At 38.4% G+C, this 20243-nt stretch carries 20 protein-coding genes; 18 read left to right on the forward strand and 2 right to left on the reverse strand.

The genetic code is table 11. From position 1 onward, the window contains the following. Positions 1-18: 18 nt before the first annotated feature. The 10 genes from rsmG to rpsR all read left to right on the forward strand — a co-directional run bounded on the left by rsmG (position 19) and on the right by rpsR (position 7792). A complete protein-coding gene (gene rsmG / locus BM390_RS00100) occupies positions 19-735 on the forward strand; it encodes a 16S rRNA (guanine(527)-N(7))-methyltransferase RsmG (RefSeq protein WP_089852675.1) in 717 nt (238 codons plus the stop codon). Between the two features lie 198 nt (positions 736-933). Continuing rightward, a complete protein-coding gene (gene noc / locus BM390_RS00105) occupies positions 934-1818 on the forward strand; it encodes a nucleoid occlusion protein (protein WP_062322806.1) in 885 nt (294 codons plus the stop codon). Positions 1819-2495: 677 nt separating this feature from the next. Further along, on the forward strand, positions 2496-3257 hold the full coding sequence (locus BM390_RS00110; protein WP_062322809.1) for a ParA family protein: 762 nt from the start codon (positions 2496-2498) through the stop codon (positions 3255-3257). Next, a complete protein-coding gene (locus tag BM390_RS00115) occupies positions 3250-4098 on the forward strand; it encodes a ParB/RepB/Spo0J family partition protein (RefSeq protein WP_062322810.1) in 849 nt (282 codons plus the stop codon). Before BM390_RS00110 ends, BM390_RS00115 begins: the two co-directional genes overlap by 8 nt. A 146-nt stretch (positions 4099-4244) precedes the next feature. Further along, positions 4245-4952 carry a DUF554 domain-containing protein gene (locus tag BM390_RS00120; protein WP_062322812.1) on the forward strand — a complete coding sequence of 236 codons (708 nt, stop codon included), beginning with the start codon at positions 4245-4247 and terminating at the stop codon, positions 4950-4952. Positions 4953-5023: 71 nt separating this feature from the next. Continuing rightward, a complete protein-coding gene (locus tag BM390_RS00125; protein ID WP_062322814.1) occupies positions 5024-5236 on the forward strand; it encodes a DUF951 domain-containing protein in 213 nt (70 codons plus the stop codon). Between the two features lie 259 nt (positions 5237-5495). After that, positions 5496-6596 carry a redox-regulated ATPase YchF gene (ychF, locus tag BM390_RS00130; RefSeq protein WP_062322816.1) on the forward strand — a complete coding sequence of 367 codons (1101 nt, stop codon included), beginning with the start codon at positions 5496-5498 and terminating at the stop codon, positions 6594-6596. A gap of 146 nt (positions 6597-6742) precedes the next feature. Then, the gene (gene rpsF / locus BM390_RS00135; protein WP_062322818.1) at positions 6743-7030 is read left to right on the forward strand and encodes a 30S ribosomal protein S6; all 288 of its coding nucleotides are present in this window, start codon (positions 6743-6745) and stop codon (positions 7028-7030) included. A 15-nt stretch (positions 7031-7045) separates the two neighbouring features. Beyond that, positions 7046-7537, forward strand: coding sequence for a single-stranded DNA-binding protein (ssb, locus tag BM390_RS00140; RefSeq protein ID WP_062322821.1), 492 nt, complete (start codon positions 7046-7048; stop codon positions 7535-7537). Positions 7538-7558: 21 nt separating this feature from the next. Beyond that, positions 7559-7792: a 30S ribosomal protein S18 gene (rpsR, locus tag BM390_RS00145; RefSeq protein WP_062322823.1), complete on the forward strand. Its 234-nt coding sequence runs from the start codon at positions 7559-7561 to the stop codon at positions 7790-7792. Between the two features lie 647 nt (positions 7793-8439). Here the strand turns inward: rpsR and BM390_RS00150 are convergent. Then, positions 8440-9804: an MATE family efflux transporter gene (locus tag BM390_RS00150; protein WP_089852676.1), complete on the reverse strand. Its 1365-nt coding sequence runs from the start codon at positions 9802-9804 to the stop codon at positions 8440-8442. A gap of 166 nt (positions 9805-9970) precedes the next feature. Then, on the reverse strand, positions 9971-10744 hold the full coding sequence (locus BM390_RS00155) for an HAD family hydrolase (protein ID WP_062322825.1): 774 nt from the start codon (positions 10742-10744) through the stop codon (positions 9971-9973). Between the two features lie 307 nt (positions 10745-11051). Here BM390_RS00155 and BM390_RS00160 point away from each other — a divergent pair, with 307 nt between their 5' ends. The 8 genes from BM390_RS00160 to BM390_RS15820 all read left to right on the forward strand — a co-directional run bounded on the left by BM390_RS00160 (position 11052) and on the right by BM390_RS15820 (position 20131). Further along, entirely contained in the window at positions 11052-11999 is a 948-nt protein-coding gene (locus BM390_RS00160; RefSeq protein ID WP_062322827.1) for a YybS family protein, read from the forward strand. Between the two features lie 35 nt (positions 12000-12034). Continuing rightward, positions 12035-14008 carry a DHH family phosphoesterase gene (locus BM390_RS00165; protein ID WP_062322829.1) on the forward strand — a complete coding sequence of 658 codons (1974 nt, stop codon included), beginning with the start codon at positions 12035-12037 and terminating at the stop codon, positions 14006-14008. Further along, positions 14005-14451: a 50S ribosomal protein L9 gene (gene rplI / locus BM390_RS00170; RefSeq protein WP_062322831.1), complete on the forward strand. Its 447-nt coding sequence runs from the start codon at positions 14005-14007 to the stop codon at positions 14449-14451. Before BM390_RS00165 ends, rplI begins: the two co-directional genes overlap by 4 nt. Positions 14452-14538: 87 nt before the next feature. Further along, complete coding sequence (dnaB, locus tag BM390_RS00175) at positions 14539-15906, forward strand: replicative DNA helicase (RefSeq protein ID WP_062322833.1); 1368 nt, start codon at positions 14539-14541, stop codon at positions 15904-15906. A 418-nt stretch (positions 15907-16324) separates the two neighbouring features. Further along, on the forward strand, positions 16325-17614 hold the full coding sequence (locus BM390_RS00180) for an adenylosuccinate synthase (protein WP_089852677.1): 1290 nt from the start codon (positions 16325-16327) through the stop codon (positions 17612-17614). Between the two features lie 323 nt (positions 17615-17937). Further along, positions 17938-19386, forward strand: coding sequence for a peptidoglycan DD-metalloendopeptidase family protein (locus tag BM390_RS00185; protein ID WP_089852678.1), 1449 nt, complete (start codon positions 17938-17940; stop codon positions 19384-19386). A gap of 234 nt (positions 19387-19620) precedes the next feature. Continuing rightward, positions 19621-19836 (forward strand): type II toxin-antitoxin system RelB family antitoxin, encoded by a 216-nt coding sequence (relB, locus tag BM390_RS00190; RefSeq protein WP_062322835.1) that lies wholly within the window; start codon positions 19621-19623, stop codon positions 19834-19836. A gap of 94 nt (positions 19837-19930) precedes the next feature. Continuing rightward, on the forward strand, positions 19931-20131 hold the full coding sequence (locus BM390_RS15820) for a type II toxin-antitoxin system RelE family toxin (protein ID WP_369676079.1): 201 nt from the start codon (positions 19931-19933) through the stop codon (positions 20129-20131). The last annotated feature ends 112 nt before the right edge of the window (positions 20132-20243 follow it).

The following is a 20243-nucleotide window of genomic DNA, read 5'->3' on the forward strand; positions in this document are numbered from 1 at the left end:
GGAAGAAAGGAACGTTTTATGACTATTACAGAGTTTGTTGAGCGATTAAAACAAGAAGGTATCAACTTGTCTGAACGTCAAATTGAACAATTTGATATATATTTTAAGACGCTCGTTGAATGGAACGAGAAAATTAATTTAACGGCAATTACAGAAGAAACAGAAGTGTATTTAAAGCATTTCTATGATTCAATTACGGCTAGTTTTTATGTTGATTTCACACAAGAATTAAATATTTGTGATGTGGGTGCGGGCGCAGGTTTCCCTAGTATTCCGTTAAAAATTTGTTTCCCACAGTTAAAAATAACGATTGTGGACTCACTTAAAAAGCGGATCACTTTCCTTAATCACTTAGCCGCAGTTTTAGAGCTAACAGAAGTGGCGTTTTATCATGATCGGGCAGAATTATTCGGTCGAAATAAACAATTTAGACATCAGTTTGATTTAGTGCTCGCAAGAGCCGTAGCAAAAACATCTGTTTTAAGTGAACTGTGCTTACCACTTGTAAAAACAGGGGGGCAGTTTATTGCGATGAAAGGCCCAAATGCTGAAGTAGAACTTAAAGAAGCTAAAAATGCGATTGAGTTACTCGGCGGGGAACTGGACAGTATTTTCACCTTTGATTTACCAGAAGATCAAGGTGAACGTAATATTGTGAGAATCGTTAAACGTCGTCAAACACCGAAGCAATATCCAAGAAAACCAGGAACACCAAACAAATCCCCATTAGCTTAATGGGGATTTTGTCATGACACGATAAGATATTCGATATTTTTTCAATGATTATCGCATATTTTTATCTGATTATATGATAGAATAGTAGAAGTATGGATAGCCTTAAGGATCCGAATAAAAGAAACAGAGAATGTTTCACGTGAAACATTCATTAAAAATAGTAGAATCGGTAAGACGGAAGAAAAGGTGGTGTATAGTATGTTACCTCCATTTGGTCGCATATTTGGTATGGGTGAAAAAGAGCAAACGAGGGAAGAAGAGGTCGACGCAATTGAAGAAACTATTGAGGAGACAATTAATCCGGATGAAGTGATGCAACTTCCACTAGCAGAAATTACTCCGAACCGTTATCAACCGCGCTCAATATTCAACGAAGAGAAAATTGCTGAATTGGCTCAAACCATTCATACTCATGGTATGATTCAGCCGATTGTCGTAAGACAAATCGATGATCATGAAAAACAATACGAAATTATTGCAGGTGAGCGCCGTTTTAGAGCGGTCAGTTCTTTAGAATGGGAAACAATCCCTGCGATCATTCGTGAGATGAATGACAAAGAAACCGCCTCTGTCGCTCTAATTGAAAACTTACAGCGAGAAGAGTTAACGGTCATTGAAGAAGCACAAGCCTATCAGCGCTTACTAGACTTACATCAGCTCACGCAAGAAGCACTTGCCCAGCGATTAGGTAAGAGTCAGTCGACGATTGCGAACAAGTTAAGGTTACTGAAGTTACCGGAAGCTGTTCATCAAGCGATTACGGATAAATTAATCACCGAACGACACGCTAGAGCATTGATCCGTTTAAAAGATGATGATCAAAAAGTGAAGTTACTGGCAGACATCATTGAAAAAGGTCTCAATGTTAAACAGACTGAAGAACGGATTAAAAATCAGCTTGAACCAAAAGAAAAACCTAAAAAGCCGCGATTTAAAGGGGTTAGTAAAGATGTGCGTATTGCGATGAATACGATTCGTCAATCACTGACCATGGTCTCGGATACAGGTGTTAATCTGGAAACAGATGAACAAGATTTAGATGACTATTATCAAATCACGATAAAAATACCAAAAAAACATTAATACCAGTGTTTCATTCACCTAGAAAACAGCAATCATGACTTCATGGTTGCTGTTTTTATCCTAAATTAGATTCTTAGACCATTTTAAGAAGAAAGGGAGGATAGAGCATGGCAACGTGTCAAAAGTGTCATACCCGTTGGAAATGTAGACATGTCTTTATTCGGACGTTTAAACTTACACCACATATAAAATGCCCATATTGTAAACATGAGCAGTGCTGGCATGAACGGACGTAAAAAAGAAATCGCAAGCTCTTATTATTAAGTTATTCACCAGCTCTACTAGGTGTCTTTGGTTTTATATCAGCAGAACAGGTATTGTTTTCGGTTATGATCCTAGGGATTATTACTATCTTAGTAAGTCCCTTATATTATGAAACATCATGTACACCGACCCGTGATATGAAGCTATGGATGAACAAAAAATCATAATTTTAGTATAAGCGGACCTCCTGACATAATAGGCGGTCTTTTTGCATGAATTAAAAGTTCAAATCACCTTTGGCAAGTGTTCATATTTACAAAAATCAAGAGATAATATTAATAAACACCGCTTCTAATGACAATTTTTATAAAAATTTTAGCTAAATATGTTTGAATCTGTTTTTTGGCGCTGTATAATTTTTAAAATAGTGATAGAATAGAAAAGAAGTTCTAAAATTAGAGGTGAGTGTTACCATGGGAAAAGTAATCGCCGTAGCCAATCAAAAAGGCGGCGTAGGGAAAACTACATCATCAGTGAATCTAAGCGCATGCTTAGCTTATTATGGCCACAAGACGCTCCTTGTCGATATTGACCCACAAGGTAACGCTACAAGTGGGCTAGGCGTTAATAAAGCCGACGTCGACCAGTGTATTTATGATGTGCTTGTCGAAGACTTAGAAGCAAAAGATGTTGTGATACCTACAAATGTAGAAAACTTAGATATTGTACCAGCTACGATTCAACTGGCGGGTGCTGAAATTGAGCTTGTACCAACAATTTCACGAGAACAAAGACTTAAAAAAGCGTTAGCTTCAGCTGTTCCAAACTATGACTATATTATTATTGATTGCCCACCATCACTTGGCTTGTTGACACTCAATGCGTTGACAGCATCAGATAGTGTGATTATCCCTGTACAGTGTGAATATTATGCACTTGAAGGACTGAGTCAATTACTAAATACTGTACGATTAGTTCAAAAGCATTTAAATAAATCGCTTCAAATTGAAGGTGTCCTATTAACAATGCTTGATGCACGAACGAATTTAGGTTTACAAGTCATTGAGGAAGTGAAAAAGTATTTCCAGGATAAAGTTTATCAAACAATCATTCCTCGGAATGTTCGTTTAGGAGAAGCACCAAGTCACGGACAGCCGATTATTACATATGATCCGAAGTCACGTGGTGCGGAAGTGTATCTTGAATTAGCGAAGGAAGTGATGTCAAATGGCTAGAGGACTAGGTAAAGGCATTAATGCGTTCTTTCCGGAATTAAATGAAAATGAAGATGTGCGAGAGGGACAAGTCGTTGAGGTAGAACTGACAAAGTGTCGCCCCAATCCATATCAACCACGTAAGACGTTTCAAGTTGAAGCTATTGAGGAACTTAAGCAATCGATTTTAACTTATGGTATTATTCAGCCATTGTTAGTGAGAGAATCTGTTAAAGGATTTGAAATTATTGCTGGTGAACGTCGTTACCGGGCGGCAAAAGAGGCAGGACTAGAGACGGTACCTGTTATTATTAAAGATATGGATGACCAACGAATGATGGAGCTTGCTTTGTTAGAGAATTTACAACGCGAGAACTTAACACCAATTGAAGAAGCACAGGCTTATGTGAACTTAATGAAGTCACATAATTTAACTCAAGAAGATTTAGCCCAAAAGTTAGGCAAGAGTCGTCCACACATTGCTAACTTGGTGAGGTTGTTACAACTTCCAGCGCAAGTAACGGCGATGATTAATAACGGTGAATTGTCTATGGGGCATGGTCGGGCGTTACTTGGATTAAAAGATAAAGACACGCTGGATAAAGTTATTAAAAAGATAACTTCGGAGAAGTTAAATGTCCGTCAGGTTGAGCAGTTAATTCAATCACTTAATGAAGTTAAAGAGACGAAGAAGAAGATCAAACCTAAAAAAGATATCTTTGTAGCAGAGCAAGAAAGATTATTACGTCAACGATTTGGAACAAGTGTTAAGATTAATCAAGGTAAGAAAAAAGGTAAGATTGAGATAGAATACTATAACAATAAGGATTTAGAGCGGATCATTGAGTTATTGAATGATTAAATGAGAATGTCTGGCTTACCAATGAGGTAAGCGAGGCATTTTCTTTACGATTGTTTCACGTGAAACAATCGTAAAGAAAATGAATGAAAAATAAAATAGCCGCCAATGTTTCACGTGAAACATTGGCATAGGAAGGTAGGTGGCTCATGGCTTTAACAGGTACACTTATTAATGGATTGACGATTATTGTAGGTACCGTTATTGGTTTGTTTCTACAGAATATTGAAGAAAAATATAAAGAAACAGCACTTAATGCGGTTGGTTTAGCGGTCATTTTAATTGGCTTTCAAATGGCTTTCGAGGTCAATCAGTTAATTATTGTGATTATAAGTTTAATGTTTGGAGGTATTTTAGGCGAAGTCTTTAAGTTAGAAGACCGCCTCAATCAATTCGGTGATCGTGTCGGACAACTTATCAGTAAAAAGTCTGTTGATCAGCGCATATCTCAAGGATTTATTACCGCAAGTTTGATCTTTGTGATTGGTGCTATGGGTATTGTCGGCGCACTCGACAGTGGCTTACGCTATGATCATAGTATTTTGTACACGAAATCAATTCTGGATGGTTTTACATCGATGATTTTAACGACAACATTAGGGATTGGCGTAGGGTTATCGGTATTCCCTGTGATCATTTATCAAGGCGCGATTGCGTTACTTGCCGTTGTTATTTATCGTTATGTACCAGAAACTTTCTTAGATTTATGGATTGTAGATGTGACAGCGACAGGTGGGCTGATGATTGCTGCGATCGGGTTTAATATGTTAGGGATGACAAAGATTCGTATTGCGAACTTGATACCTGCACTTCTTATTGTCACCGTCTTACTCATTGGCTATCAATTCATCAGTTAATCAATTAATATAGCTAGCCTAAACAACCAGTCTAATGGTAGAATGATAAAGGTGAAAAGGAGGCGTTGTTAGTGGCAAAACCAATCTATCATTTACATGACATTGTCGAAATGAAAAAACCACATCCTTGCGGAGAGAACCGCTGGGAAATCATTCGTTTGGGTATGGATATTCGAATTAAATGTACGGGTTGTGATCACAGCGTCATGATTCCACGGAAAAAGTTCGAATCAAAATTAAAAAAAGTATTAGTTTCTCACGCCCCAGAAGAAACGACACACTAAATGTTTCACGTGAAACATTTAGTGTGCATGGATCAAGCGTCGACTCTTATCATGATATTAACGAAGTTTATAACTGTTTTTAAAAAATAGACAAAATAGTCACTACATTTAATCTAAAAAACGAATCAAAACGCCTATATAGGCCTTTAAAACGCAAGTTTTATTCAGTTATCTAACTTGCGTTTTAAACATGCCCTCACTATAATGAGGACAGTAACGTTACTTGTAGTGGCAAACCCTTAAGGAGTGGAAAAGAAATATGGCATTAACAGCAGGTATTGTTGGGTTACCTAACGTGGGTAAATCAACATTATTTAACGCAATTACACAAGCAGGTGCAGAATCAGCAAACTATCCATTCTGTACAATCGATCCAAACGTTGGGATTGTAGAAGTACCCGACGAACGTTTAAACAAATTAACAGAGCTCGTGAAACCGAAAAAAACAGTTCCAACAGCCTTTGAATTCACAGATATCGCCGGGATTGTAAAAGGTGCGAGTAAAGGGGAAGGTCTAGGTAACCAATTCCTTTCACATATTCGTCAAGTCGATGCGATTTGTCACGTTGTGCGTTGTTTTGAAGATGAAAATATCACACACGTATCAGGTACTGTTGATCCTATCTCAGATATTGAGACAATTAACCTCGAATTAATCCTTGCGGATTTAGAAACGGTAACAAAACGTTTCCAACGCGTGGAAAAATTAGCGCGTCAAAAAGATAAGGATGCTTTAGTAGAATTTGATATCCTTACAAAGCTAAAAGACGCATTTGAAAACGAAAAACCTGCGCGGTCAGTAGAGTTTACTGATGAGCAACTAAAGACTGTTAAAGGACTCCATTTACTTACTCAAAAGCCTATCCTCTATGTGGCAAACGTAGGTGAAGATGAATTACTTGATGCGGATGAAAATCCGTATGTCAAACAAGTAAAAGCATTCGCGGCAACAGATGCTGCCGAAGTAATTATCATTAGTGCTAAAGTAGAATCAGAAATCGCCGAATTAGATGGCGAGGAAAAAGACATGTTCCTTGAAGAATTAGGTATTCCAGAGTCTGGTTTAGATCAATTGATTAAAGCGACTTATTCATTGCTTGGTCTGGCAACTTATTTCACTGCTGGTGAACAAGAAGTGCGTGCGTGGACGTTTGTGAAAGGTATTAAAGCGCCACAAGCGGCCGGTATTATCCATACGGACTTTGAACGTGGATTCATTCGTGCGGAAACAGTCTCTTACGATGATCTCGTTGATGCTGGTTCAATGGCTGTAGCGAAAGAACGCGGAAAAGTACGTTTGGAAGGTAAAGAATATATCGTAAAAGATGGCGACGTTATTCACTTCCGTTTTAACGTATAATTAAATAATTTAAGAGAAGTTTCGATAATCTCTTGAAAATACAATGGTTATTTGGTATAATACTTGATTGTGAGTAATGAAAAATTATTACTCCTTGCTCTTTAGCAAACTAAGGAGCCGTTAAGACCAAAAGGAGGTGTATACGGATGAGAAAGTATGAAATCATGTACATCATCCGCCCAAACATTGAGGACGAAGCTAAAAAAGCTGTAGTTGAGCGTTTCAACACAATCCTTGCTGACAACGGAGCGGAAGATGTGAAAGCTGAAGAAATGGGCAAGAAACGTCTTGCTTATGAAATCAACGATTTCCGTGATGGCTACTACGTACTTGTAAATTATACAGGTGAAGAAGCAGCTACAAAAGAATTTGATCGTCTAGCTAAGTTCTCTGACGATATTATTCGTCACATGGCTATTCGCTTAGAAGACTAATAAGGAGGGGTTCTCATGTTAAATCGTGTCGTACTTGTCGGCAGATTAACGAAGGATCCAGACTTACGCTATACTGCAAGTGGAGTAGCAGTTGCTAATTTCACTATTGCTGTAAATAGACCTTTTTCTAATCAACAAGGCGAGCGTGAAGCAGATTTTATTAACTGTGTTATTTGGAGAAAACCAGCTGAGAATTTAGCAAACTACATGGGTAAGGGTTCTCTTGTCGGTGTAGACGGTCGTATCCAAACGCGTTCATATGACAACCAAGAAGGAAAACGTGTGTATATTACAGAAGTTGTGGCTGATTCTGTACAGTTTTTAGAATCTAGAAATTCTAAAGGCGGTCAACCACAAGGTGGCGGACAAGGGTCTGGAGGTTATCAAGACAATCAGTACCAGAACCAACAGCAAGCGCCAAACAATAATCAATACAGTCAACCAACAGGTTCTCCTAACGACAATATGGAACCTATTGATATATCAGACGATGATTTACCATTCTAAATAAGTAAAGGGGGATTTCACATGGCACCTCGTCGCGGTGGACGTTCAAAACGTCGTAAGGTTTGTTATTTCACAGCAAACGGAATTACACACATCGATTACAAAGATGTTGAATTACTAAAGCGTTTTGTATCAGAGCGTGGTAAGATTCTTCCACGTCGTGTTACAGGCACTTCAGCTAAATACCAACGTAAATTGACAGCAGCTATCAAGCGCGCACGTCAAATGGCTTTATTACCATACGTTGCAGAATAATTGCTAACAATAAAACCTATGTTTTCTGTTCTCACTTATATAAGTGAGTAAGAAAACATAGGTTTTTTAATATTTATTTTGAAAAAGGGTAGGATAACTTGTAAAATAAGGATAAAATCTGACGTTGAAAAGCATATAGCTGATATGACTTAATCAAAGAGAGGGAAGAGAATATTGCAAAGACAATCAATACAGTCAAAAGTTTTGGTCGTCCACGGTGGACATTATTTGATTTAACTAGGAATTCAACGGAACTCTTAAAAGACTAAAGCATGGTGAAATCCCATCCGTAAGCGATTATTTTAATAGATGGAATGGGATATAAAATTGAGAAAAGACTTTGGCACCAAAGAAACGAAGATATTATTAAGGATGAAGTCATCGTTATGATGTCATATAATCAAGCGTTACCCTCTCGTAGTTATCGGGTAAATTTTTAGTTAACTATTTAAATGAAGCTCTTTTTATATGTTTGTTATACACAAATGATCTAGGTATTTAGATATTCAAAAGCTGTGTTAGATCTAGTAAATAGATATGCTAATAAATAAAAAAATCTATGAATGAAGTTATGAATGTTTGAAGATAGTAAAAAACCGGACACCCTCTTATGTGTGCCGGTTTTTTGTATTCATGTCTGTATGTCATTAATGATTTGTAACGACTTCTTTTTGTTTGCGATATATAATCCTTAACCGTGTTAAGAAACCAATGGCAGCACCTGTTAAACCAATTGAAATACCAACCCATAAACCAAATGGTCCTAAATCGGTAAAGCGAGCTAGTGAATAGCCAATAGGGATTCCTAATATCCAGTAAGAAACAAAAGCAATGAAAAATGGAACTTTCACATCTTTATATCCACGTAAAACACCTTGTAATCCTGCTTGAGCTCCATCAGATATCTGATATAGAATCGCCATTAAAAACAGGCTACTAGCAAAACTAATGACCTCAGGATCGGTAGAGTACCAACTGGCAATCCACTCACGATTGAAGAACATAAAAATAGCTGCTAATATGAGCACACCTAGACCACTTAAAACACCAATAAAACTATAGTGTTTGGCATTATCTAATCGGTTACCACCAACTGAGAAACCAACAACAATGGTTAACGCCATCGATAAACTGAGTGGAATCATAAAAATAAGCGATGTGAAACTAATGACAACTTGGTTTGCGGCAATAATTGTTGTTGAGAACATCGTGCCAATTAATAAAGTAACGACAGAAAAGATGCTGGCTTCAAAGAAGATAGATAAGCCAATCGGAATGCCAATAGCTAGTTGCTCCTTAAAAGATGTTAGGGAAGGTCTAACCCAAATAACAAAAATTTTAAAACGCCTAATGACTTCGATTTTAAACAGCATGAACGTACTAACGATAAGAATGATCCAGAAAGTTAACCCTGTGGCATATCCGGCTCCAATACCGCCGAGGGCAGGTAAGCCGAATTTACCGAAGATGAGACTGTAGTTAAAGAAAACGTTAAAAGGAACAGCAAGAATGGTGATAAACATCGTAATCCGGGTTAATCCTTGCCCGTCATAAAAGTTTCTTAGAACATTAGAGACAAATAACGGTATAATACCAAAAGCTAAACCACCTAAATAATTTTTAGCAATATGCTGCACGCTAGGATCTAAATCCATAATGTCTAGAATGGGTGATACTAAAAATAATCCCGCAACAATAATAACGACAGCAATCATAAAAGCAAGATAAATCCCTTGCATGACGGTATTATGAATCTTATGTTCTTCTTTACGACCTAAATGGTGAGCGATAATGGGCGTAACGGCTAACGTTATCCCGTTCATACCAGTAAAAATAGGCGCCCACACGCTTGCACCAATCGCCACACCAGCTAAGTCACTGGTGCCAACACGACCAGCCATGACCGTATCAACTAAATTCATCATCGATAAACTGATCTGTGTCACCATAATTGGCCACATAATTCTTAAAAACAAGTGAAACTTTTCTTTAAATGATTCTGCATGATACATAAAAATCCCCCTCAAAAAAACACAACGTCTATTTATCTCCGTTGGCTTTATTGATGATATGGGTTAACGAGAGTTAACCCATAAGAAAATCCCTCACAGGCGTGAGGGATTTGTCTGTCCGTTTAGATTATCCTATCAAAGAACGCGTAAAAAGACAATCTTTTCGTTACAAGCTTTTAATAATAGATAATACGTCATTCAAATGTTTTACTTCATATGTTGGTTGAATATCAGTTGCGGTCTGATTATGGTGATTGATCCAAATGTTTTTTATTCCTAACCGATTTGAACCTAAAATATCGGTGTTTAAATTGTCACCAATCATAATCGCGTCTTCTTTATTTGTGTCTGCTAGGGTGAGTGCGTGTTCAAAAATAGAGGGATCAGGTTTACCACGACCAAATTCACCAGAGATAACAATATGATCAAATCGTTCAGCAATCTCAGGTGTGATCTCTAATTTTAAACGTTGTAAGGAAGGGGCACCATTTGTCAGTAATAACAAGGTATAGTCTTCTCTTAAGGTATCAAGTACCTCGTAAGTTTCTTCATAAGTAAAGGGGTGTTTTTTACGCTCTGAAATAAATCGGTCACGTAATGTTTCGGCTAGTATCTTATCATCGATCCCAAGTGCGAGTAAACCTTCTCTCCAGGCGTCTAATTGATAACCTGGTATCGTTTGTTTCATACTTTGAAAAGCTTCACCAGGGTCATCAAAGGTCCCCCATAGACCTTCAAATGGATTAATCCCAATCATTTGGGTATGTTCATATGTTGGGTAAGTTTGATAGAGGCGCTTGGCAGCGTCTCTTACAGCTTCCTCTAAGGCTTTACTGTCAACACCTTTTACTGATTCACACGTCTGATCAAAGGCTGTTTGAATACTTTTCTTATCCCATAGTAGGGTGTCATCTAAATCAAAACAAATCGTCTTTAACATAATATTTCCCCCGTTTCCAGTCACTATTATCTTTGGTTTCTATTATAACAAGGAACAATCAAAACGACAGAGTTTTTTCGAAAAATTTTGATAATAAGATCTATATTCCTTTGATTTGTGCTTTCAACGCTGAGTCGTTATAATTATTTAAGCATGAAACGAGTCGTTCTATCCATGGAATCACTTAGGAAACTGTTTTAAGCGGCGGTTATTTGGTATACTTAGAGAGGTGCTTTTAATTAAAAATGACTGAACAGTAACTTTAAAAAGAACAGTCGTAAATCTATGAATATATTGAGGTGTATGTATGAAAGAACAAAACAACCAATGGATTAAGGATTTGGTGGTCTATGGGGCGCTATTTATCATATTACTTGTCGTCGCATCGATCTTACCAGCAGCTACCTTATTCATTGTCGCATTAATGCCAGTACCGTTAACTATTTTCACTTACAAGTATGGATATAAACGTGGATTATTAATGAGTGGCATCGTTTTAGTGAGCACATTGTTGTTTGCTTTTACGTTATTTTTAATTTCTTTACCATTAGCTGGTCTCTCGATTGTTGTGGGGATATTAGTAGGGGAAGCGATGCGCAAACAGAAACATCCATATGAAACGTTAGCACAAGGAACGCTAGGGTATATGGTCGGCTTTATTTTACTTGTCTTTGTGATTGAGAATGTGATGGGAATCAGTCTAATGACGGAATATCGTTTGATCATTCAAGAGTCGCTCATGCAGTCAGAACAATTGATGCAAGGGACAGGTATTGAAGTGACTGAGGAGATGCTACAATCAATCGAACAACAAATGTTGGTTATTTTAGATCTTTTACCGGCTATTCTACTCATTGGTTCCTTTGTTTTTGCATTAATCTTGCAGTGGATCAGTTATAAACTTGTGAACAAAATTAATCAAGAAACCTTCCGGTTTCCACCGTTTTATCGTTTGCAACTACCAAAAGCAACTATTTGGCTCTTTTTACTCGTGATAGTGATTGACTTTATTGATTTTGGTTCAGACGCTTTTATTACGATTGTGTTAATGAATATGTTAGTTGTCTTTGGTCTGTTATTCTCTCTTCAAGGACTATCATTTATGTTCTACTACTTACAGTATAAGAAGCAGTCAAAAGCATTAGGGATTGTTCTTTTAGTCATTGGCTTAGTGATTTTACCGGTAGGTCTGTACGTGACCCGAATCTTAGGTATAATTGATATAGGCTTTATGTTACGGAAACGCTTAAAATAATGACACAATCCTCAGATTAGTAGGAGTTGAAGACGATGCAAAAATGGTGGAGGAAACCAGAACTAAAAAGACACATTGTGATTAATTATGTGCTGTCCTTTTTACTTTTAGGGTTTACATGGTTTATCGCATGGCCACTTGGTTTACTTATGACCATTCTTTTAGGTCTTGCGTTGTACTATACCATTAAGCAAGAACATCAAATTACAGAAGAACAAGAAGAATATATCTCCACCCTCTCACACCGGGTGAAGAAGGTCGGAGAAGAAGCTTTGCTTGAGATGCCGATTGGTATTGTTCTCTATAGTGAGAACTACCAGATTGAATGGGCCAATCGCTTTATGAATGGTTTTAGTGATTCTGATACGCTTGTCGGTGAATCACTCGACGTGTTTGATCAGAAGTTACTACAAGCCATTAAAGAAGAAAAAGATCAAGTGACTATTGATGTCGAAGACAAAAGCTTTCAAGTAACGATTAGAAAAGAAGAACGGTTGCTTTATTTCTCTGACCGTACAAAACAAATCGATATTCAAACCCGCTATTCTAAAGAGAAAACAGTGTTGGGGATTATCTTTTTAGATAACTATGAAGAAATCACTTCGGGGATGGACGACACAGCAAAAAGTCATGTGAACTCTGATGTGACGTCATTGTTAAATGAGTGGTCGAATCGTTATGGTATTTATTTAAAGCGCATCTCACAGGAACGCTTCTTAGCCATCCTAAACAAAGAAATTCTTCAAGAGTTAGAACAGACGAAATTCGATGTCTTAGATGAAGTACGTGAACTCATTTCTGATAATAAAAATGTTCCGCTCACGTTAAGTTTTGGTGTAGGTTATGGTGACTTGTCTTTGCCACAGCTTGGTGAGTTAGCACAGTCTAGTTTAGACCTTGCCTTAGGGCGCGGTGGTGACCAAGTTGTATTAAAAGACCATGAAGGAAAGGTCCGTTTCTTTGGCGGAAAAACAAACCCGATGGAGAAACGGACGCGTGTAAGAGCCCGGGTGATCTCACATGCCTTACAAGACTTAGTGATCCAAAGTGAACAAGTGATGATTATGGGACATAAGAATCCGGATATGGATGCCATCGGTTCAGCGATTGGCGTCTTGAAAATGGCGATAAGTAATGATGTTGAAGCTTACGTGGTCCTTGATGAAGAAGAGTTCGATACAGGTGTCGATCGTTTGATGAGCGAGGTACAAGAAACGTCTCTAGCGGAACACTTTATTTCTCGCGAAGAAGCGTTAGAAATGGTCACAAAACAAACCTTACTTGTCGTTGTTGATACCCATAAACCAGCGCTTGTTCAAGAGGAAAAGCTGCTCAATAAGACTGAACATGTGGTCGTCATTGATCACCATCGCCGCGGCGAAGACTTTATCGATCAACCTATTTTAGTCTACATGGAGCCTTACGCCTCTTCAACGGCTGAATTGATTACAGAATTACTCGAGTATCAGCCAAAACGATTAAAACTGACAAGTCTAGAATCAACTGCTCTACTTGCGGGGATTATTGTCGATACGAAGAGCTTTACGTTAAGAACAGGCTCAAGAACTTTCGATGCGGCTTCTTACTTGCGTTCTAAAGGGGCAGATACCATTTTAGTGCAACGTTTCTTAGAGGAAGATTTAGATGTTTATATTAAGCGGGCGCACTTAATTGAACAAGCGATCATCCATCATGGACGCGTAGCTATTGCCCGGGCACAAAAAGGCGAGAGTTTTGGCCCCGTGGTGATTGCTCAAGCAGCGGATACGTTGCTGACGATGAGCGGTATTGAAGCTGCTTTTGTGATCTCAGAGCGGAGTGATGGACGGGTTGGTATAAGTGCCCGGTCATTAGGCGATGTGAACGTGCAACGCGTGATGGAACAAATGGAAGGTGGCGGACATTTAACGAATGCAGCCACCCAACTATCAGATACGTCGATTGAAGAAGCATATGGTCAGCTTCTTGAAATATTAGATGAATTATTCGAAGGAGGAAATGACGAATGAAAGTCATATTTACACAAGACGTGAAAGGTAAAGGCAAAAAAGGTGAAGTGAAAAATGTATCAGAGGGTTACGCACGTAACTATTTACTGAAAAATAACTTAGCGGTTGAAGCAACGGCTGGTAACTTAAAAGGTTTAGAAGCACAAAAGAATAAAGAAAAGCAAAAAGAACAAGAAGAAGTAAAAGAAGCCGAAAAATTAAGAGACGAGTTAAAGAAACTAGAAGTAACATTAAAAACAAAGGCGGGTGAAGGTGGGCGCTTATTTGGCTCCATCACAAGTAAACAAATTGCCGAAGAACTACACAAATCACATAAGATTAAAATTGATAAGCGTAAAATTGAGCTGGATCAACCGATTCGTTCCCTTGGCTACACCAATGTCCCCGTGAAACTGCATAACGATGTGACAGGTGAAATTAAAGTACACGTACTAGAACAATAAGGACTTAAAAAAGAGAGGAGTCATTCCTCTCTTTGTTTTTACCTAGTCATCCGAGTGGTGAAAACATACGTTAAGGGAGTGAATATGATGAGTGAAGAATATCTAGATACAAGAACCCCACCACATAGTACAGAAGCAGAACAAGCTGTTATCGGTGCCGTTTTTCTGGAACCAGAGGCGATGTCGACAGCATCAGAATTCCTTATTCCACAAGATTTCTATCGTCCAAGCCACCAGCGCATTTTCCAAGTAATGATGCAGCTGAATGACCGTGGTGAGCCGATTGATTTACTTACGGTGACGAATGCATTAAACAGCAGTAAACTGTTAGAAGAAGTAGGAGGCGTTAGCTATTTAACTGAACTTGCCGATGCTGTTCCAACAGCTGCGAATATTGGTTACTATACGAAAATTGTTGAAGAGAAGTCTGTCTTACGCCGGTTAATTAGAACCGCCACCGATATTGTGACCGAAAGCTTTAATCGTGAAGATGAATTAGAAGATGTCTTAAGTGAAGCTGAGAAGAACATTCTTGATGTGAGTAATCGTCAGAATGCGAATGCATTTAAAAACATTAAAGATGTCCTAATCGATGTCTATGATAACATTGAACAACTCCACGAAAAAAGTGGTGATGTTACCGGTATTCCAACAGGATTTAAAGACTTAGATCACATTACTTCAGGTTTCCAGCGGAACGATTTAATTATTGTGGCCGCCCGTCCTTCCGTTGGTAAGACGGCTTTTGCCTTAAATGTAGCACAAAATGTTGCCATAAAAACCGATGAAAATGTCGCTATTTTTAGTTTAGAGATGGGGGCGGATCAGCTCGTTAGTCGTATGTTATGTGCGGAAGGTAATATCGATGCTCAGCGCCTTAGAACAGGTAACTTAGAAGCAGAAGACTGGACGAAACTAACAATGGCCATGGGGAGCTTATCTAATGCCGGTATTTTCATTGATGACTCACCTGGTATACGTGTGAATGAAATTCGTTCAAAGTGTCGCCGTCTTAAACAAGAACATGGTCTTGGTATGATTTTGATTGACTACTTGCAGCTCATTCAAGGGAGCGGCGCAAGCGCAAAAGAAAATCGGCAACAAGAAGTATCAGAAATCTCTCGTTCCTTAAAAGGGTTAGCTCGTGAACTAGAAGTACCCGTTATTGCTTTATCTCAGTTATCACGTGGGGTTGAACAACGACAAGATAAACGGCCGATGATGTCCGATTTACGTGAATCAGGTTCCATTGAGCAGGATGCGGATATTGTTGGTTTCTTATACCGTGATGATTATTATGATAAGGAATCAGAAAAACAAAACATTATTGAAATCATTATCGCTAAGCAGCGTAACGGCCCGGTAGGGACCGTTGAACTTGCCTTTGTGAAGGAGTACAACAAGTTTGTTGACTTAGACCATAAATACTCGGCACAGGATATTCCCTCTGCCTAAAACAAGCCCGGCGCTTTCTTGATAGAAAGTGCCGGGCTTTTTTAGTTCATCCATAAACGACGATCACGCTTCTTAAGCTTGTTATGGTCACAGTAGAGTTATTATTTTTAGTCTTCTAATTAAATGTTGTCTTTTACGCACGATAGGTAAAGAGAGTCGTCATGATAACAATGAGTGAGCGTAAAGAAAAGACTCATGCTTGTTTAGACAAAAACAAGAACGGACAAGCTAGTCAATAGATGTTTATCTAAAATAAAGATAGTTTTAATCGAAAGACTATATCAATTATTTCTAATTTTATTCGTATTTTCATTGTTAAAAAGACATTTAATTGATAAAATGAACCTATATTAATTCAAAAAACGAACGTTATTAAAAGTGAATATAAAAAACAAACGGAAAGTATGAGGTGCGGTAAATGACATCAGTTGTAGTTGTAGGAACGCAGTGGGGCGATGAAGGTAAGGGGAAGATTACCGACTTTCTATCACAAGATGCCGAAGTAGTCGCGCGTTATCAAGGGGGAAATAACGCTGGGCACACGATTAAGTTTGATGACACGACGTATAAATTACACTTAATCCCTTCCGGGATTTTCTTTAAAGAAAAAATAAGTGTGTTAGGTAACGGAATGGTTATTGACCCTAAAGCTCTTGTTGAAGAATTGAGCTACCTACATGAACGTGATGTGGCGACGGACCAATTACGGATCAGTAACCGCGCCCATGTCATCTTACCCTATCACATTACGCAAGATATTTTAGAAGAAGAACAAAAAGGTGCGTTAAAGATTGGTACAACGAAAAAAGGGATCGGCCCATGTTATATGGACAAAGCTGCTCGGATTGGTATCCGGATGGCGGATTTATTAGATAAAGAAGTGTTTAAAGAAAAACTCACCCAAAACTTAGAAGCCAAAAATAGACTGTTCACTAAAATGTTTGATGCAGAGCCACTTAACTTTGATGATATTTTTGAAGCGTATTATAACTATGGGCAACAAGTGAAACAATATGTCGTCGATACGTCGGTTGTTTTAAATGATGCCATTGATCATGGTCGTCGGGTACTATTTGAAGGCGCACAAGGCGTCATGCTTGATATTGACCAAGGAACGTATCCCTTTGTGACATCATCTAATCCTGTTGCGGGCGGCGTCACAATTGGTTCTGGCGTCGGTCCGTCTAAAATTAATCGCGTGGTTGGCGTATCTAAAGCCTATACGACACGGGTAGGTGACGGTCCTTTCCCGACAGAACTCGATAACGAGATTGGCGAGAAGATTCGTGAAGTTGGAAAAGAGTACGGCACAACAACAGGTCGTCCGCGTCGTGTCGGCTGGTTTGACAGTGTTGTCGTGAGACATGCTCGCCGTGTGAGTGGCATTACTGATCTTTCACTTAACTCACTCGATGTGTTAACAGGCATTGAAGAACTTAAGATTTGTGTTGCTTACCGTTATCAAGGTGAACTTATTAAAGAGTTTCCAGCCAGCTTAAAGGCTCTTGCCGAATGTGAGCCTGTTTATGAAACACTTCCAGGGTGGACAGAAGATATTACCGGTGTACGATCACTTGATGATTTACCGGCGAATGCCCGTCATTACTTAGAGCGTATTGCACAGTTATCCGAGATTTCCTTATCAATTTTTTCAGTCGGACCAGACCGTACCCAAACGAATATCGTTCAAAACGTTTACCGTTTATAATCATTGGACGCAGATGACATACATTTGTCATAAAATCGTAAAATAACAATGAAGCCCATCTACCATTTGAGTAGATGGGCCTTTCAATATCTCGTCTCAGTATCAAGATAAAGCCGATTACTTATGCCTAGTCACTTCTTCTTACCAAAAAAACCGATGCTTAAACGTCGATTGGATAGAAGGAATAGTGGTGATTTCCGTTAAATGGCAGGTATGATACAGTTATGTTACATTATGATTAAAAGGGTTTCATTCTTAAATCTACCTATGGTAAGCTACAAGAGTCGAAAAAATTAGCCATTCCTTAATAGGAGGATTTAACTATGCTACCCGAATTAACAAAACATATAACAAAAAAGAATATATTGATTGCGCTCTTCACTACTTTTCTTATTACCCTGGTTGTTGGAGCTTTAAACATCCAACAAAACGTTGCTTACGCAAGTGGGGATGTTAAACTGAACACGATCTATCATGTGTACCTTGATGACGTACATATCGGTCCTGTGAACGATAAAGAAGCAGTGGAAACAGCGATTGAAACAGCGATCGAACAAGAAACAAAACAGCGTGAGGATGCCTATACGTTAGGTGTGAAACAAGACGTGACTTTTGTGAAAGAAACAGCGTTTCAATTGACTGACCAAACAGAATCAACCATTGAACAAGTCGAAGACGCTCTAGAGATTGATGTCGAGGCAACCGCTCTTCAATTTGATGGAGAAACAGTGGGTTACTTTAAAGACCAAGAAGCGATTGATACTTTACTATTTAACTATCAAAAACAATATGTCAGTGAAGATGTATTAAATGAATTATCAGCTGATGAGTCTGATGAAAAGCAAGTGGTACGTGATAACGTCGTGATTAAAGATGTTACGTTCTCTCGTCCTGTTGAAACGTCTACAAGTGTTGTTAGTGAAGACGACCTATTATCAGTAGATGAAGGCTTAAGATTGTTAGAAAAAGGCACACTAACAGATAAGATTCACACTGTACAAACAGGTGATACGCTGTTTAGTATCGTCAAGCAATACGATTTAACTCTTGATCAATTGCTTGATATTAATTCAGATTTAACAGAATCATCCGTTCTTCAATTAGATCAAGAAATCAACGTCACAGCCTATGCACCATTTGTTGATGTGGTTGTTAAACAAGAGAAACAAGTTGAAGAAGTGATTAAATTTGAAACAATCGTAGAAGAAACAGATGCGTTATATAAAGGTGAAACACGTACAATCACAGAAGGTAGCGATGGCGCTAAAGATGTGACATACGATATGGAGCTTGTAAACGGCAAAGTGACAACAAAAGAAGTCATTGAATCAACCGTAACAAAAGAAGTCGTCAATAAGACAATTGAAAAAGGAACTAAAGTCATTCCATCACGCGGTACGGGTGATTTTAGCTGGCCAGCTGTTGGTGGCTACTTATCAAGTTCTTACGGACCACGTTGGGGTTCATTCCATAAAGGGATTGACATTGCTCGCCCATCAAACCGCAACATCATCGCCAGTGATAATGGCGTCGTTGAGAAAATCAGTTATGATGCAGGTGGTTATGGTCATTACTTAGTGGTTAACCACAATAATGGTTATAAAACGCTCTATGCACACCTTTCAAACATTAGTGTGAACGTTGGTCAAACCGTACCAAAAGGTGCTGTCCTAGGTACAATGGGATCAACAGGTCGTTCGACCGGCATTCACTTACACTTTGAAGTATTAAAGAATGGGTCAAACATTAACCCAGCAACAGTACTTTACTAAATAATACACAAGGATGAAACCTCCATTACTTCGAGAAACAGTAATGGAGGTTTTTTATCGTCTTAGAGCAAGAATACACCTTTCACAAACATTCGTTAGAATATTGGTTGTATAATATTTAGTGGAAAGTTCAATGGTTAAATTAATGTAGAAGCAGACATCATAAGGAAATGAGAAAATCGACTTCTGCATTACAATGTAATACAATTAATATACAGCTAAGGGGTGAATATGATGCGCGTTATTAAAATAAGATTGAACGAACAAGAAGAGACATTCTTTCAAAGTTATGCAGAACTAATTCGTCAACCCTTGTCAACATTAATGAAACAAGCTCTAACAGAAAAAATTGAAGATTATTTAGATTTGGAAGCAGGATCGGAAGCTCTTAAAAATTTATCCGGTCAATCTGTCTCTCTTCAAGACATGATGAAGGCTGAAGATTTGTGAAGTATCATGTTGAGTTTGATAAACGTGCACAAAAAGAGTTTTATAGTTAGACAAGCCCATTCGAAAACAAATACTACTTTGATTAAATAAAAATATCGAGGGGTGTGAGAACCCACGTTGGACCGGGAAAGGCTTAACAGCTGATAAAAGCGGATTGTGGCGTTATCGAATAGGAAAGTATAGATTGATATGTGATATTCATGATGATCATGCCTTAGTTCTTGTGATCAAAGCAGGGAAACGAGAGTCAATTTATCGTTTTAGGGCGAGAAGACACCTTCCTCAAGTGCGTTAGCACTAGGTGGGTGATGAATCGCTGATTCGGAATATTTTTGAAGTGACAAACATATATTCTTCATGGTATAATTAAAGCGTTAACAATGATCGACACAAACAAAGAGAGGGTG

Source organism: Halolactibacillus miurensis, assembly GCF_900116255.1.
In the GTDB taxonomy this organism is placed as follows: Bacteria; Bacillota; Bacilli; order Bacillales; family Amphibacillaceae; genus Halolactibacillus; species Halolactibacillus miurensis.

Excerpts from the sequence above, each read along its gene's own strand:
- dnaB (WP_062322833.1), top strand. The coding sequence starts at position 14,539 with ATGAGTGAAGAATATCTAGATACAAGAACCCCACCACATAGTACAGAA.
- noc (WP_062322806.1), top strand. The coding sequence starts at position 934 with ATGTTACCTCCATTTGGTCGCATATTTGGTATGGGTGAAAAAGAGCAA.
- ychF (WP_062322816.1), top strand. The coding sequence starts at position 5,496 with ATGGCATTAACAGCAGGTATTGTTGGGTTACCTAACGTGGGTAAATCA.
- rplI (WP_062322831.1), top strand. The coding sequence starts at position 14,005 with ATGAAAGTCATATTTACACAAGACGTGAAAGGTAAAGGCAAAAAAGGT.
- BM390_RS00185 (WP_089852678.1), top strand. The coding sequence starts at position 17,938 with ATGCTACCCGAATTAACAAAACATATAACAAAAAAGAATATATTGATT.
- BM390_RS00115 (WP_062322810.1), top strand. The coding sequence starts at position 3,250 with ATGGCTAGAGGACTAGGTAAAGGCATTAATGCGTTCTTTCCGGAATTA.
- rpsR (WP_062322823.1), top strand. The coding sequence starts at position 7,559 with ATGGCACCTCGTCGCGGTGGACGTTCAAAACGTCGTAAGGTTTGTTAT.
- rpsF (WP_062322818.1), top strand. The coding sequence starts at position 6,743 with ATGAGAAAGTATGAAATCATGTACATCATCCGCCCAAACATTGAGGAC.
- BM390_RS00120 (WP_062322812.1), top strand. The coding sequence starts at position 4,245 with ATGGCTTTAACAGGTACACTTATTAATGGATTGACGATTATTGTAGGT.
- ssb (WP_062322821.1), top strand. The coding sequence starts at position 7,046 with ATGTTAAATCGTGTCGTACTTGTCGGCAGATTAACGAAGGATCCAGAC.
- BM390_RS00155 (WP_062322825.1), bottom strand. The coding sequence starts at position 10,744 with ATGTTAAAGACGATTTGTTTTGATTTAGATGACACCCTACTATGGGAT.
- relB (WP_062322835.1), top strand. The coding sequence starts at position 19,621 with ATGCGCGTTATTAAAATAAGATTGAACGAACAAGAAGAGACATTCTTT.
- BM390_RS00150 (WP_089852676.1), bottom strand. The coding sequence starts at position 9,804 with ATGTATCATGCAGAATCATTTAAAGAAAAGTTTCACTTGTTTTTAAGA.
- rsmG (WP_089852675.1), top strand. The coding sequence starts at position 19 with ATGACTATTACAGAGTTTGTTGAGCGATTAAAACAAGAAGGTATCAAC.
- BM390_RS00160 (WP_062322827.1), top strand. The coding sequence starts at position 11,052 with ATGAAAGAACAAAACAACCAATGGATTAAGGATTTGGTGGTCTATGGG.
- BM390_RS00180 (WP_089852677.1), top strand. The coding sequence starts at position 16,325 with ATGACATCAGTTGTAGTTGTAGGAACGCAGTGGGGCGATGAAGGTAAG.
- BM390_RS00110 (WP_062322809.1), top strand. The coding sequence starts at position 2,496 with ATGGGAAAAGTAATCGCCGTAGCCAATCAAAAAGGCGGCGTAGGGAAA.
- BM390_RS00165 (WP_062322829.1), top strand. The coding sequence starts at position 12,035 with ATGCAAAAATGGTGGAGGAAACCAGAACTAAAAAGACACATTGTGATT.